Here is a 14,613-nt window from a genome sequence, read left to right on the forward strand (position 1 = left end):
TGACAATGTCAGATGGGACTTGGGCGCATGTGATAGGCATCCAGCAGAGCTTTGCCGTTTTCATAGAACGCAGTTTCGCCAACCAGTTCTGTTACACCGTAGCGATCCAACTCGGCTTTCACGTCTGGCTCGACCAGCGTGAAAACCAGCCGTATCCCCTTGGATTGCAGGAAATTGGCGATACTGCGCAACGTGAACCCGGCTGTGAAATCGACAACGTCAATTGCCGAGGCGTCGATGCAGAACCATGTCAGTTTTCCGTCTGCGTTCTGAACGATTGTTGTGACTTCCTCGGTGAATATCTGCATGTTCGCGTAGTACATGCCGTGGGAAAACCGGTAGATTACCAGACCGGGCTCGAATTGGTTTGGTGCTTCCAATCCCTTTGAACGCCAGCCACCGGACTCGGTACGCAATACTACCGAATTCTTTGGGTGGTATCCCCGGCGTGTGTGGTCGACCAAAGACAGGACCATGGCAAAAATGACGCCTTGCTCGACACCAACCAGAACAACCACGGTGGCGGTTGCCGTGGCAACCCAGAACTCGGACCGGGCCTGCCTGTAAATTGTTGCCATTCCGTGCAGGTCGATCAGCTTGAGACCGATCAGGAAAACGATGGCCGAAAGTGCTGCTGTGGGAAGATAGGCTAAAGGCTTGGTCAGAAACAGGATAACCAACAGGACTATTACCACTGTTGTCAGTTGCGCCACCTGGCTGCGCCCTCCGGCGCTGGCGACCATCTCGGTCTTTGTGGGGCTGCCATTGACCACGAATGTCCCCGTGAATGCGGCTCCGAAGTTCGCAAGACCCAGTCCGATCAGGTCCGTGTTTTCGTTGAAAGTCTCATCATATCTCGAGGCGTATGCCCGTGATGTTGCGGCGCTTTGTGCCAGAATAACAACGAAGATAGACAAGGCCGTGGGGAGCAATTGTTTGAACAAGGTCCAGCTCCACTGCACGTCCGGGATCGAGAACGAGGGCAAACCGCCGACAACCTCTCCCAACACCGAGATTCCGGAAATGTTGAATGAAAAGGCCCAACTGCACAGGATCACCCCGACAATGGCAACCAATGGCCCCGGGATTTTGCGCGACAGTCTTGTGCATCCCAGGACAATGCCTAACACGGCTGATGAGACGATCACGGTTGGCCAGTTGACGTTGGATATGTTGAAGTAAACGTCCTTCAACCTTGCAAGTGTTCCGTGCCCAGCGGATTCGATGCCCAACAATCCGGGGATTTGACCCGTTGCAACCTGAATGCCCACGCCGGTCAGAAAGCCGACCAATACCGTTCTGGACAGAAAATCAGCCAGAAACCCCAGCCCGATGACACGCGCGGCAATCAAAAGCATGGCAGCCATAAGCGCCAGCAAGGACGCCAGTGCCAGATACTCAGACGTTCCGGACATCGCCAAGCCCGCCAGTCCCGAGGCGGTGATGGCTGCTGTCGCCGAATCGGCACCGACAACAAGGTGTCGGGACGATCCGAACAGCGCAAACAGAGCCATGGGAATCAGGATCGTATACAGCCCGGACATGACCGGAGTGCCGGCGATTTTGGTGTAACCCATGACTTCGGGGATCGCGAGGCAGGCAAAACTCAGACCAGCCAGCATTTCCGCCGGAAGGCGCGCGCGGTCAACAGGCAGAATGCCCTGCAGGATTTGCAGACGCGCCGCTCTCTGATTTCTGTCCTGTTTTTTCATGGGTTACCCTATACCCATTCAACCAGCGAACCGAATGTTCGAACCGTCGGGCTATCTTACAGGCAAATTATCACAGGTAAATTGTGTGGTCTGACGTGCCTCTTTTTCCAGTTTTTCAGTTATTTTCGCCGAACTACGGGAATCCCCCAATTTCGCAAACTGCCGATCAGGGGTAAACATGACCTACCGTACTTACCACACACAAACACGGTATTTACTTTCCCCGATGAGGGGCTGGTCACACCCCCTCGGCCGGCCCCTCTTAACTTTTTGGGGTTTGCGAAAGCCCAAGTCATTCGTTTTATGACTCGTGTCGAGTGAACTTACTTAGTTTTGGATCAATTTGGTCACGAGTGTCGGCAGTGTTTCGGACGCACTGTAAGCAACGGTGTGCGGTATATTGGCCACCGGGGTTTTGCGGTACCCTTCCGTGAACAGCAGAAACGGTATCCTGGCGTTTACAGCTGTTTCTGCGTCGACCTCGCTGTCACCCACATACAAGCGTGTGCCCGAGGTCCCAAGTGCTTTGAAGCTTTCCAGCAGGTGGCCCGGATCCGGTTTGCGAATTGGCAATGTATCACCGCCGAAAACAACGTCGAAGAACCGGGATAAGTTGAGCGCCTCCAGCACGTGACGTGCGGGTGCTTCGGGTTTGTTGGTGCAGATACCAAGAACGCAACCCATCTGTTTCAGTGTTTCCAGGGCCTCCAGAACCCCGGGATAAGGCACTGTCGTTGCACTGACCGCCGCATTGTAATGCTTCAGTGTCTGTTGGGTCAGTTCCGCGTGGCGATCCATGGGCAAATCACAGTGTCGCATCAAACGCTCGACCAGTTTGGGAAGGCCATTGCCAACAAACCCTCTGATCACATCAACGGGCACAGGATCGTGACCCAGACCGTTCAGCGTTTTATTGGCCGCTGCTGCCAGGTCCCCGACGCTGTCGACCAACGTTCCATCCAGATCAAAAACAACTGCTGCGGTCACGTTTTGCTTGCCTTTCAATACCCGCCCCAAGTCTTAACCCGTCGTTTTCAGGGGCGCAATCGGCTCAATGACGCCTGATTTGAAACAGCGCTTGACATTCCTTACTAAAATAATCAGATTTAATGACAGGAACGGAAAGCCAACCCTCTCGGGTCAGCCAGATAAAACGAAACGCAACAGGTATGGCACCATGCCGACTCGCTCTGGAGATGCCCCGATGAACGTACAGAACCCGACCCCAACCCAAGGTTATGCTGTCTCGATGCTGCCTGCGCACAAGGCCGAGGATTTGACCAAAGGTGGCCACCTGGCCCATATCGAGTTGGGTGACCAATTGTATACCCTGCGCATCACCCGTGCAGGTAAACTGATCCTGACGAAATGAGCGCGCATTCATTGCGCGGCGGTGCCGCGGTCGGCCGTCTGGCGGATCTTGATCCAGTCGAAGCGGGTGCGGTGATGTATCTGCGGATGTGGAGCCAGGGTGAAAGCGGTCGCGCTGATATCGCGAGCGATTTTTGCATAGCGCTGGGATCAGATTATGGGCGTGCCGCCATGCTGACGCTGGATCGTCTGTGTTCGCTTTGCGCAACGCATTGTCGACGCCCGCTAATCAGGCACGGTCTGGGGTGTGCATTTCTGGGCGCGGATGAGAATTGTTTTGCCCAAATGGTTGCCGCCGCATCCGAAGGGGCACGCGAAGACGCGATGATGATGGCGTCACTGATCGTGCGCCCGGATTTTGCGCCTGCTCTGGCATCCCTGTCGGAGGAACTGGGCCTGACGCTCCGGCGTATGACGACGGGAAATGCGATTCCGACGACAGGCCACGATACCCGCACTGCCGTTTTGCATTGACTGTGCTTGCAGGACGGTCAAACCCCGGCAAAGCGCCGGGGTCAATCCTTCAGCAGCACCCGCATCCCGCGTGGTGATGGTCGTGACCGCAAACCGGAGCAGGAGAGAAGTCACCGACCTCGGACAGCACGTCCCTTAGCGCCCACAGGATCATGTCCACATCCTCGGCCTCAATCGTCAGCGGTGGGCGGATTTTCAGGATGTTGTCCTTTGGTCCCTCACTGCCGATCAGAATTCGGTGATCACGCATCCGATTTTTGACATAGCTGCAAATCTCGGTTCCTTCGGTTCCGTCGGGATTGATCAGCTCAACACCCAGAAACAGTCCCATGCCCCGTACGTCGCCAACGCAACCAAAGTCGGCTTCGATCTGGCGCAGCCCCGCCATCAGGCGCTCACCCATCTGACGCGCATTGTCCTGCAGGCCTTCGTCATCGACGATGTCCAATACTTCCTTGCCGATCCGGCAAGACAGCGTTGATCCGCCAAAGGTCGAGAAGAATTCGATCCCGTTGTTAAAGCTGTTGGCAATCGCCCGCGTCGTTACCAATACGCCAAGAGGGTGCCCGTTACCAATGGGTTTACCCATCACCACGATATCAGGAAGCGCGCCCTGATGTTCAAATCCAAAGTAATACTCACCCAGGCGACCCAGACCGGTCTGTACCTCATCTGCAATGCAGACACCCCCGGCGGCGCGGATTTTTTCATAAACCGCAGGCAGGTAGCCCTTGGGCGGAATAATCTGTCCACCGACAGATGGGAAAGTTTCGGCGATGAACCCGGCTAGACCTTGACCCCGGTCCTGCAAGGCAGCAATGGCCGGGTCCACAAGATCAGCAAATTTCTGCGCCCGATCCGCATCGTCACGCTTGAACGAGCCGCGATAGTCGTCCGCAACCTCGACCAGTTCGACCCAATCGGCTTTCCCGATGCCACCCGGTTTGTTGAACTTGTAGGCCGATATCGCCACAGCCGCATTCGTATTGCCGTGATAGCCATGGTCTGGCGTCACGATCCCCTTGGCGCCGGTATGGGCACGGGCAAGCCGCAGGGCCAGTTCGTTCGCTTCAGTTCCGGAATTGACGAAGAAGCAGACCTCGAAGTGATCGGGCAGTTTGGACAGGATCTTGTCAGCAAAAGTTGTCTGTGCCGGATGCAGGTAGCGGGTATTCGAGTTCATCCGCTTCAACTGATCCGCCGCTACAGCTTGAATGCGGGGATGCGCATGACCCACATGAGGGACGTTGTTATAGGCGTCCAGATAGGGGCGGCCCCATTCGTCAAACAGGTGATGTTTCCACCCGCGTACGAGCATGACAGGGTCATCATAAGTCAGCGACAGGTTGCCGCCAAAGTGATCGCGGCGACCCTGCAGGATCGCCTGTTTGTCTGTGGGTTGGTAGAAAACCTTGTCATTCGGCAGGTTCAGTAAGGCCGCCGGGTTCGGGCAGACTGCGTGCCACAACTCCATCTCATCCGGATCGCCGACACCGGGCCAATCCGCCTCCATGCCATTGGTTGTCAGCGCCAGCTGGAAATGCACATGCGGTGCCCATCCGCCATTCTGGCTGGCGTCGCCCAACCGGGCGAACGCCGCCCCCTGTGCCACCGGATCGCCGGGTTTCAACCGGTCACAGCATTCCGGGTCCAGATGACCATAGAGCGTGTAGAACGGATCGCCATCCGGCGTTCCATGGTGCAGGATTATCACCGCACCGTAATCGAGGTGATGATCTCGGTTCTCGACCACTTCGACCCGCCCGCTCATTGGTGCGTGCAGCACCGTCCCTGCGGGTGCAAACACATCCACCGCCAGATGCACTGTTCGCCGGTCCGAGGCTTTCCATGGCCCTTTGCGAAATCCTGGCTCGGCATAAATCAGGCGGGGTTCGTTGTAATAGCCCAGCCACAGCCCTTCGCCGTATTCTTCACCAACATGTGCGGCCTCGGCCAATGGCATGTGGAAAGGGTTCTGGGGCCACACACAATTTTCAACCGACAACGACCCCATAGGAACATCGCTTAGGTCCTGACCGAACAGTTGGGAAAACCGGCCGCGATGTTCTTGCAGATACGCATGGATGCGTTCTGCGCCGTCCACGACCGGCAGCCCGCACGCTGCACGAAGACGCGCAGACATCAGTCCGCCGTTGACGGATGCATTCTCAAGAAACCGCCACGCAGGTGCCTGCGAGATTGTCACATATGGATCGTCCGGGTTTTCGACCGCCATCAGGGTCGAGTTGAGGACAGATACTGCCAGTCGCATCCACAGCAGAGGCCAGATCAGGTCGATCTCCTCGGCTTGCAGTCGGTTTGCGGCATGGTACCCCCGTATGAGAGCAGTTAATGCCCGCTCGGGTCTGGCATGATCTAGCACCACATAGGCCCCGGCGATTGCAAGGTCACAGACGCGCGGTGCTGCACACATGTCACCCAGATCAATCAGGCCGGAAACCCGCCTCCGCTCGCCCAATTCGCCTTCAACCAGAACGTTATAATCATTGGCGTCGTTGTGAATGGCCTGTTTCGGCAGGCCCTCAAGCCTATCCGTGATCGCCGTGAATTCGTTGCAGATATCCCGAAGCAACGCCCGACGCGCGGGATCGCTGATGGCGCCCAGCTTGTCATTGATCCAACTCGCTTGCGTCAGGTCCCATTTGAAATCTGGGCGGTGCAAAGCTTCATGCTGAAACCCCTCCAGCGCGCGATCTGTTGCGCCCAGAACACGACCCAATTTCAGGATCAGTTCTTCGGATTTCGGCTTCGCTTGTGCATAGCAGCGCCCGGGCAAGCGTTCCTGCAACCACACCAGCCGCGATTTCCCTTCGGAATCGGAAATTTCCGGCAACATTGCGCCGTTCAACGCCGGGAACACCTTGGGAAACGGCAACCCCGGTGCTTCCGAGGCGATATGCGCAAGCGCTTCGATTTGAAGATCTACCAGGCCCGCGTCACACCCCGCGCGCATGACTTTCAGCACATAGTCCTGGCCATTTCTGGCCTGCGCCAGAAAGTTTAGGTCATACTCGCCATCCAGCCGGGTCAACCGTGCGTCCAGCCCCCAGTGTTGGCGCAGCGCGTCTGCCCAGAAGTTCACCAAATCGCTCATTTCTTTCTCCGTCCCGCTCATCCGGGATCCTCTTCATCTGGCCGGAAATATCCTCGGGGGTGAATTGGCCCAAAGGGACAAGAGGGGGCAGACAGCCCCCTGGCCCCTCAATCCAAGGCACGCAAACGTTTGAACAGCGATGACGTATCCCATCGTCCGCCGCCCAGTTTCTGCACGTCCTTGTAGAACTGATCGACCAGAGCGGTCACCGGCAGAGACGCACCGGTTTCATTGGCCGTATCCAGACAAATCCCCAGATCCTTGCGCATCCAGTCAACAGCAAAGCCATGTTCGAACTGATCATCCAGCATGGTTTCATATCGGTTTGCCATCTGCCAGCTGCCCGCCGCACCCTGGCTGATCACCTCAACAACGGCCTTTCCGTCCAAGCCCGCTTTTTCGGCAAAGTGCAATGCTTCACTGAGACCCTGAACCAGTCCGGCAATCGCGATCTGGTTGCACATCTTGGTCATCTGGCCCGCGCCGCTGGCTCCGAGTCGACGGCAGATTTTGGAATAGACGTTCATCACCGGTTCAGCCGCATCATAAGCTGCCTGATCGCCGCCACACATAATTGAGAGAACGCCGTTTTCAGCGCCCGCCTGACCGCCCGAAACGGGGGCATCCACAAAAGCGATACCCTCAGATTGGCCAGCCGCATAAAGTTCGCGCGTGACCTTTGCCGAAACTGTCGTGTGGTCGACAAAAATGGCCCCGTCGGACATGCCCTGAAACGCGCCGCCCTCTCCGGTGCAAACCGCGCGAAGGTCGTCGTCATTACCGACGCAGGCCATGACAAACTCAGCACCCGTGACGGCGTCTTCCGGAGTGGTCGCCATCGCGCCGCCATGCTGCGCGACCCAGGCCTCGGCCTTGGTAGTCGTACGGTTGTAAACGGTGACGTCATGGCCTGCGGCATGCAGATGTCCGGCCATGGGATAGCCCATGACACCAAGGCCAAGGAACGCGACTTTTGCCATTTTGTGATCCTCTCCGCTGTTCGGTCGGCTTCAGCGAAACAGGCCTGACCGAAATCTCTGGCGAAGACAAAGCAAAGCTGCGCCCAAAGGGCAACCCCAAGTCAGCCTTTCCCACCCAGATCTCGTAGGATTGGGCAATCGGGCCGGTCGTCCCCGGCGCAGGCGTCGATCAAGTGACTTAGCGTATCGCGCATGGCGTTCAGGTCTGCGATCTTGGTTTCGATCTGAACAAGATGGTCGCGTGCAACCTGTTTCACGTCGGCACTGGCACGGGTCTCATCTTCGTAGAGTGCCAGCAGGGTCCGGCAATCCTCGATGGTGAACCCAAGCGCCCGGGCGCGACCCAGAAAGTTCAGCTTATGCACGTCCTGGTCGCGAAACCGGCGATAGCCATTGTCGTCGCGCATTGGTTTGATCAGGTTAATGTCCTCATAATACCGGATCGTCTTGGCGGGCAGGCCAGTGCGGGCGGAAACATCTCCGATGTTCATGCGTGCACCTCTTTGGTGGCCGTACCTGATGTTTCCGGCAGGCTGGCGCGAATGCGGCGCAGGCGCAGCGCATTCGAGACCACAAAAACGCTCGACAGTGCCATTGCACCAGCCGCCAGTGCAGGGGATAGCAGATAGCCGCCAAACGGGTACAGCGCACCGGCAGCCACCGGTATCAGAAGGACATTGTATCCGAAGGCCCAGCCCAAATTCTGGCGAATATTCTTCATTGTCCGGCGGCTGATCTCGGTCGCATTCGCGACGCCCCGCAAATCACCGGACATGAGGACAACGTCGGCTGTTTCGATGGCCACATCCGTGCCGGTACCGATGGCGATGCCGATATCAGCCGCCGCAAGAGCGGGGGCATCGTTGATCCCGTCACCGACAAAGGCCAGCACTCCGAACCGGTCCCGCAAAGCCGTTATTGCATCTACCTTGCCATCAGGCAGTACCTCGGCAGTGACATGATCAATCCCCAGCCGGTCGGCCAGAGCCTGCGCCGTGCGCGCGTTGTCACCGGTGATCATGGCCACGGTTAGCCCCATTTGGTGCAACCGGTCCAGCGCCTCCACTGTGCCGGGCTTGATCGGGTCAGAAACGGACAAAGTGGCCGCCGCCTGCCCATCCAGAGCCACGAACAGAGGAGTTGCCCCTTGAGCGGCACGGGTTTCGGCCTCATCCGTCAGAGCTCCAAGGGTGATCCCACTCTGCTGCATCAACCGGTGCGACCCGATTAACACGTCGCGGCCTTCGACCAACCCTTGCAGGCCAAGCCCGGTAAGCGAACGGACATCCGATGCCTCTGGCAGTGTCGCGGGCCCCGCTCGGGTGATGGCGGAAGCGATCGGGTGTTCCGACCTTGCCTCAAGGGCTGCGGTCAGCCGTAGAACCTCCTCCCGGTCAAACCCCTTAGCCGTTGTCACGCTGTCCAGTTCGGGGCGCCCCAGCGTCAGGGTTCCGGTCTTGTCCAACGCGACGACGCGCGCCTGCTGAAGCTGTTGCAACGCATCCCCCTTGCGGAACAAAACGCCCATTTCTGCCGCACGCCCGGTGCCCACCATGATCGAGGTTGGGGTCGCCAACCCCATTGCGCAGGGGCAGGCGATGATCAGAACTGAAACACCTGCGACAAGCGCAAGGGGAAGGGCCGGGCTGGGGCCGAAGATCAGCCAGAGCGCGACGGTGATCACCGCAACAGCGATGACCGCAGGAACAAAGCGATAGGTAATCCGATCCACCAACCCCTGAATAGGCAGTTTCGCGCCCTGCGCCTGCTGCACCATACGAATGATCTGTGCCAGAGCCGTGTCGCCACCGACCCGGGTGGCGCTTACCCGTAGAGCGCCGGTGCCATTCACGGTGCCGCCGACAACAGGCGCTCCCACCGACTTGCCAACAGGCACAGGCTCGCCGGTGATCATGCTCTCATCAACGTAAGAGGTGCCTTCAAGCACTTCGGCATCCACCGGTACACGCTCGCCGGGGCGGATGTGCAGGATATCTCCGACAACGATTTCGGCGATTGGCCGGTCCTGTATCTGTCCGTCTAGTTCGACCCGTGCGGTTTTTGGTTGCAAACCCACCAGTTTTCGGATCGCAGCCCCTGTTTTGCCTTTGGCGCGTGCCTCCATCAACCGGCCGAGAAGGATCAGAACCACGATCACCGCGGCCGCTTCGAAATAGACATTGGCCGTACCCTGCGGCAGCAGGTCGGGCGCGAAAGTGGCCGTGACCGAATACAGATAAGCCGCGCCGGTCCCAAGTGCTACCAACGCGTTCATGTCCGGCGTGCCCTGCATCAGCGACGGGATACCTTTGCGGTAAAACACACGGCCCGGTCCGATCAGCAGAGCCGAGGTCAGGGCAAATTGAATCAAATGGCTCGTCTGCGTTCCAATGGTCGCCTGTATCCAATGGTGGAAGACGGGGATCATGTGCCCGCCCATCTCAAGAATGAATACGGGCAGGGCTAGTGCCGCTGCCAGTATTGTGGAACGGACCAGCCGCTGAATTTCATCGTCTTCCCGGCTTTCTGGTTCCGCAACGCCTTGGATACGCGCGGGGTATCCAATTCCGGTAACAACCTGAGCCAGCGCCTCGGGCGTAGTTGCAGCTGTGGCGTAAGTCACCGTAGCTGTCCGAGTTGCCAGATTGACCTGCGCTTCGATCACGCCAGCGGTGGAAGCCAACGCGCGCTCGATCTTGCCAACGCAGGATGCGCAGTTCATGCCCTCGATGCTCAGATCTGAATGGCTTGTTTCAGCCGGATAGCCAGCTGCATCCAGCGCCACTGTCAGGGCCGAAACTGGCCCGTCAAATTCCACCTGTGCCGTTTTGGTCGCGAAATTGACCGAGGCCGCATCAACACCAGACACATCACGCAGTGCAGCCTCGACACGGCCCACACAGGATGCGCATCCCATGCCGGTGATTTTCAGTTCTGTCAGTGCTTTTTGCGCCATGCGACTCATCCCACGTGGTTTTCTGCCCTCCAGATGGGGGTTCCAGTGACGGGAAGGTCAAGGGGGTCGCGGCAAAATTCTACGATCCCGGCCCGCGCATGTTACGCTCCATTAAGCGCTGATACAGGCGTGGTGACAGACGGTTGAGCCACCACGATATGTGTGCAACGCGTCCGACCGGGATCATGGGCTGCGATTTGTCCAGTCCGCGCAGGATCGCCACGGCGGCGCTCTCGGGGCTCATTTCGTCCATTCCGTCCTTGGCCGATCCGGGGCGCGCGGTTCCATCGGGTTGCTCCATTGCGTTGCCGGGGTTGGTGGCCACAAAAGACGGCGCTGCAATCTGAACCTGAACGCCATGTGGCTTTTCTTCGGATCGAAGCGATTTGAAAAAACCCTCAAGCGCGTGTTTTGAGGCTGCATAAGCCGTGCGATGGCAGAGCGGAGCGAAACCAGCCACCGACGAGATCGCCAGATGTGTTCCCTTTGACGCGCGGAGAGGCTGCAAAAATACGCGAGCCATCTCAACGGCTGCAAAATAGTTGATATCAAACAGTGCACGGTGACTGGCCGTGTCGGACTGGTCAAACCCCCGAATTTGCGTAACCCCGGCGTTGTAGATGACCAGATCAATGCTGTCGCTTGACGTGATCGCCCTTTGAGCTGCGTTGGCAAGCTGTTCGGGGTCAGTCAGATCACAGGCAATTGGCAGTTGGTTCGGTTCTGTTTGCAGACCGGACACATCAAGGTCTAACAGCACCACCCGCCACCTACGGGCTTGCAATGCACGGCTTAAAGCCTGTCCCAAACCGCCCGCACCGCCAGAGATGACCGCGGTTTTCATAACCCGGCCTGCCGTTGCCAGAGCGCAAAAACCTCGGCGCTGGATTTTTCAGGCGAATAGCCGAATTCAGATTTCAGGGCAGAATTATCCAGAACTGGCCGATATTGAAGGAACCTTACCTGTTCCGGCCCATAGCGAGATAAACCCAGTGGGCGCGCCAAGGCTAGGGCCGCTTTCAGCACCCAGGGGGGTAGACGCAGAACCGGCTTTCCCATGGCGCGCGCCAAGTCGTTCACGCCCATCGTGCCGTCACCGGCGACGTTGTAAATCCCGGCTGGCCCGTCGGTTGCTGCGCGCTGAAGGATGCGTGCCAGGTCCCGGGTCCAGATAAAGACAAACGGGCTTTCGCTGCCGGACACCGCCAGCAACCGGGGCTTTCGAAACAGGGCGGTGATCTGGTTCTCGGTTCCGGCTCCCAGAACCGTACCCACACGCAGAACAACCTGCTCAAGATCGGGGGCGGTTCTGCGGGCTTCGGCCAAAATCTCTTCGACCTGACGCTTGTGATCTGAATAAGGAAACTCGGGGTTGCCGCGCAATGGATCGCCTTCGCGCAACGGCACAGGATTGTCTGCATGATAGCCATAAGCGGCACCGGAAGACGTAACAACCAGTCTGCGCACCCCGTTTGCGATGGCGGCATTCACCACATTTCGCGTGCCTTCGACATCGACAGCATAGGCTGTCGCGCGCCCCATCTTCGGCGGCGGCGTCACGACTGAAGCCAAATGCACAATCACATCCGGATTCACCTTGGCAATCACACGTGCAGGAGCGTCGGTTGTAACATCCATGGACAAATATGAGGCGTCTTCCGGCAGGTTAACCGGGCGTTTCAGATCGGTTGCAAAGACCTCGTGCCCAACAAGTTCGGGCAACAGCGCTTGCCCGACCATCCCGGCAGCGCCGGTAATCAGGATGCGGGTCATCGCGCGGCCTCGGTTCGTGCCATGACCGAAGCCAAAGCCAGGCCCGAAATAGCGTGCCATACTCCCCAGAATGCAGCGACCACGGCCATGCCGCCAAGACCGTTGAAGAATGCAAAGATCAGGACGAGCCCAAGCCCGGAGTTCTGAATGCCGGTCTCAATGGTGATGGCGCGGCGATCGAAGGGGGACAGCCCGGTCAGAGTGGCCACAACCCAACCGCCCCCCAGCGCCAGGGCGTTGTGAAGGATTACAAGCCCGGCAACAGCCCCGGCAAACCCAAGGAAAAACCCCCAGTTGGCAGCCAGAGCAAGTACGATAAACCCAGCAAAGATACCCATCGACAGAAGCTGCAGCGGTGCGCGCAACCGTGCCGTTAAGGCGGGGAGGCGTTGATTCAGCGTAATTCCCAGAACCAGCGGCAGGATCAGCATCAGACCGACCAGGATTGCGATCTGCATTGGGTCGATCTGGGTCTGTTGCAGGATTGCGCGGGTCGGTGGGTAAAGCCCACCCCAAAGCGCAATATTGAAAGGTGTCATGAAGATCGCACAGATGGTGGCGAAGGCTGTCATCGACACCGAAAGCGCTGCATTCCCGCCCGCGCGGTGGGTGATGAAGTTCGAGATATTGCCCCCTGGGCAGGCCGCGACAAGGATCAGGCCAAGCGCAATTGACGGTTGCGGTGCTGCAATCCACACCATCACAAAGGTCAGCGCAGGCAGGACGACGAGTTGTGAAAACAATCCGACAACCACTGGTTTGGGTGCACGCCTTAAACGGTCAAAATCCCGAGGCGTTAGGTCGATGGCAATCGAGAACATCACGATTGCCAGAATAGCATTCAACAGCGTCAGAGACGCCGGACTGAAATTCAGTGTGATCTGGTCAATACCACTCATGCGGCGGCCTTCCGCAGCCGGTCGATCCAGCCGGTGACAGCCTTTCTGTAAGTATTCTTGTCCACGTAATAGGCCATGCGGGGCAGATCGATATAGTTCATGCCTCCGGTGGCGCGGGCATAGTCTTTTTGCTTTTCTGCGTGCAGATCGGCTGCCACGGGGCAGCCGTGTCGAAGCCCCTTGATGTAGCGCGCCACCATCTCGGCCTGCTCGTGCCTGCCTTGCCAGCCCAGGCCCGTGGCTTCGACCATGCCCAGCACGAACAGATCGTCCCGTTCGGGATGTATCGTGTTCAAATACAGATGCGGGGCGTCGCCCTGCCAGTTCAGCAGGCCTTTGTCGATGAACGGGTAATGCAGTTTGTATCCGGTCGCGGCGAGGATCATGTCATAGTCGTCGCAGGAGCCGTCCTTGAAATGCACGGTGTGGCCCTCCAGCCGGGCAATATCCGGGCGGATGCTCAGATCGCCATGGCCTGCGTGATACAGAACCAGCGAATTCACCACGGGGTGGCTTTCGTACAGCTTGTAACCCGGTTTGGGAAAGCCGTATTTCTGTGGATCGCCGACAAACCAGCCAAGGATCAGGCTGTCGACCTTACGCTTCAGCCACATCGGCAGACGGGTCTTTCCACCTATTGTGTCAGCGGGTTTGCCAAAGACGTATTTCGGGACGAAATAATACCCGCGCCGCATCGACAGATCGCAGCGTTTCGCGTGGTGGATGGCGTCGACTGCGATGTCACAGCCGGAATTGCCTGCGCCCACGACCAGCACACGCTTGCCGTCGAATTGGCTTGGGTACCGATATTGCGAGGCATGGATCAACTCGCCGTCAAATGTACCCGGAAAGCTGGGTACATTCGGTTCCGACAGGGTACCGTTCGCAATGAGTACGCCGGCATATTCGGCCTGATGGTCGCCATCTTGGTCTCGCCAGCACACGCGCCAACCGTCACCCGGATTGCCCAGCGGAGCGACCTGAGTGACTTCTGCATTGAATTTGTAACCCTCACGCAACCCGAAACGGTCCGCAAATGCGCGGAAATAGTCGCGCATCGCCCGGTGCGAGGGGTACTCGGCAACCGCGTCATCCATGGGGAAATCTGCAAATTCGGTCATACGCTTGGATGAGATCAGGTGCGCCGACTCGTACATGGTTGATCGTGGGGCATCGATATCCCACAAACCGCCCACATCCGAATGCAACTCAAACCCCTGAAATGCGATCCCCTGTTCTTTCAGCACCTTGGCCGCGGCCAAACCCATTGGCCCCGCCCCAATCAGGGCGAATGTGTCGCGCGTTTCTGTCATGAACCCTCCCAAAGTTCGTG

11 protein-coding genes and 1 pseudogene are annotated in these 14,613 nt (G+C 58.1%); 2 read left to right on the forward strand and 10 right to left on the reverse strand.

Annotation, left to right across the window (positions count from 1 at the left end; all coding sequences use genetic code 11):
- Positions 1-8 precede the first annotated feature (8 nt).
- Together ACR0DY_RS10130 and gph are read right to left on the reverse strand one after the other, a co-directional pair.
- The gene (locus ACR0DY_RS10130; RefSeq protein ID WP_480482162.1) at positions 9-1,712 is read right to left on the reverse strand and encodes a SulP family inorganic anion transporter; all 1,704 of its coding nucleotides are present in this window, start codon (positions 1,710-1,712) and stop codon (positions 9-11) included.
- A gap of 327 nt (positions 1,713-2,039) precedes the next feature.
- Complete coding sequence (gph, locus tag ACR0DY_RS10135) at positions 2,040-2,699, reverse strand: phosphoglycolate phosphatase (protein WP_480482160.1); 660 nt, start codon at positions 2,697-2,699, stop codon at positions 2,040-2,042.
- 217 nt (positions 2,700-2,916) lie between these two features.
- Between gph and hemP the strand changes: the two genes are divergently transcribed.
- Complete coding sequence (gene hemP / locus ACR0DY_RS10140; RefSeq protein WP_209504713.1) at positions 2,917-3,084, forward strand: hemin uptake protein HemP; 168 nt, start codon at positions 2,917-2,919, stop codon at positions 3,082-3,084.
- The gene (locus ACR0DY_RS10145; protein ID WP_480898202.1) at positions 3,081-3,557 is read left to right on the forward strand and encodes a hypothetical protein; all 477 of its coding nucleotides are present in this window, start codon (positions 3,081-3,083) and stop codon (positions 3,555-3,557) included. Before hemP ends, ACR0DY_RS10145 begins: the two co-directional genes overlap by 4 nt.
- Positions 3,558-3,606: 49 nt before the next feature.
- Here ACR0DY_RS10145 and ACR0DY_RS10150 read toward each other — a convergent pair whose 3' ends face one another.
- From ACR0DY_RS10150 to ACR0DY_RS10185, 8 genes and pseudogenes are all read right to left on the reverse strand, one after another.
- Positions 3,607-6,672: an aminotransferase class III-fold pyridoxal phosphate-dependent enzyme gene (locus ACR0DY_RS10150; protein WP_480898204.1), complete on the reverse strand. Its 3,066-nt coding sequence runs from the start codon at positions 6,670-6,672 to the stop codon at positions 3,607-3,609.
- A gap of 107 nt (positions 6,673-6,779) precedes the next feature.
- Positions 6,780-7,658: pseudogene (locus ACR0DY_RS10155) on the reverse strand (NAD(P)-dependent oxidoreductase); the annotation flags it as partial.
- Positions 7,659-7,753: 95 nt separating this feature from the next.
- On the reverse strand, positions 7,754-8,143 hold the full coding sequence (gene cueR, locus ACR0DY_RS10160) for a Cu(I)-responsive transcriptional regulator (RefSeq protein WP_209504709.1): 390 nt from the start codon (positions 8,141-8,143) through the stop codon (positions 7,754-7,756).
- On the reverse strand, positions 8,140-10,608 hold the full coding sequence (locus tag ACR0DY_RS10165) for a heavy metal translocating P-type ATPase (protein ID WP_480546120.1): 2,469 nt from the start codon (positions 10,606-10,608) through the stop codon (positions 8,140-8,142). The genes cueR and ACR0DY_RS10165 overlap by 4 nt, the downstream gene beginning before the upstream one ends.
- 79 nt (positions 10,609-10,687) lie before the next feature.
- Positions 10,688-11,452: an SDR family NAD(P)-dependent oxidoreductase gene (locus ACR0DY_RS10170; protein WP_480482152.1), complete on the reverse strand. Its 765-nt coding sequence runs from the start codon at positions 11,450-11,452 to the stop codon at positions 10,688-10,690.
- A complete protein-coding gene (locus ACR0DY_RS10175; protein WP_480826703.1) occupies positions 11,449-12,381 on the reverse strand; it encodes an SDR family oxidoreductase in 933 nt (310 codons plus the stop codon). The genes ACR0DY_RS10170 and ACR0DY_RS10175 overlap by 4 nt, the downstream gene beginning before the upstream one ends.
- Entirely contained in the window at positions 12,378-13,280 is a 903-nt protein-coding gene (locus ACR0DY_RS10180; protein ID WP_480482148.1) for a bile acid:sodium symporter family protein, read from the reverse strand. The genes ACR0DY_RS10175 and ACR0DY_RS10180 overlap by 4 nt, the downstream gene beginning before the upstream one ends.
- Entirely contained in the window at positions 13,277-14,593 is a 1,317-nt protein-coding gene (locus ACR0DY_RS10185) for a flavin-containing monooxygenase (RefSeq protein ID WP_480546118.1), read from the reverse strand. Before ACR0DY_RS10185 ends, ACR0DY_RS10180 begins: the two co-directional genes overlap by 4 nt.
- Between the last annotated feature and the right edge of the window lie 20 nt (positions 14,594-14,613).

It is taken from the genome of Ruegeria sp. O6 (genome assembly GCF_056535045.1).

Coding starts and splice junctions, on each gene's coding strand:
- ACR0DY_RS10130 (WP_480482162.1), bottom strand. CDS start 1,712: ATGAAAAAACAGGACAGAAATCAGAGAGCGGCGCGTCTGCAAATCCTG.
- hemP (WP_209504713.1), top strand. CDS start 2,917: ATGAACGTACAGAACCCGACCCCAACCCAAGGTTATGCTGTCTCGATG.
- ACR0DY_RS10145 (WP_480898202.1), top strand. CDS start 3,081: ATGAGCGCGCATTCATTGCGCGGCGGTGCCGCGGTCGGCCGTCTGGCG.
- ACR0DY_RS10150 (WP_480898204.1), bottom strand. CDS start 6,672: ATGAGCGATTTGGTGAACTTCTGGGCAGACGCGCTGCGCCAACACTGG.
- cueR (WP_209504709.1), bottom strand. CDS start 8,143: ATGAACATCGGAGATGTTTCCGCCCGCACTGGCCTGCCCGCCAAGACG.
- ACR0DY_RS10165 (WP_480546120.1), bottom strand. CDS start 10,608: ATGGCGCAAAAAGCACTGACAGAACTGAAAATCACCGGCATGGGATGC.
- ACR0DY_RS10170 (WP_480482152.1), bottom strand. CDS start 11,452: ATGAAAACCGCGGTCATCTCTGGCGGTGCGGGCGGTTTGGGACAGGCT.
- ACR0DY_RS10175 (WP_480826703.1), bottom strand. CDS start 12,381: ATGACCCGCATCCTGATTACCGGCGCTGCCGGGATGGTCGGGCAAGCG.
- ACR0DY_RS10180 (WP_480482148.1), bottom strand. CDS start 13,280: ATGAGTGGTATTGACCAGATCACACTGAATTTCAGTCCGGCGTCTCTG.
- ACR0DY_RS10185 (WP_480546118.1), bottom strand. CDS start 14,593: ATGACAGAAACGCGCGACACATTCGCCCTGATTGGGGCGGGGCCAATG.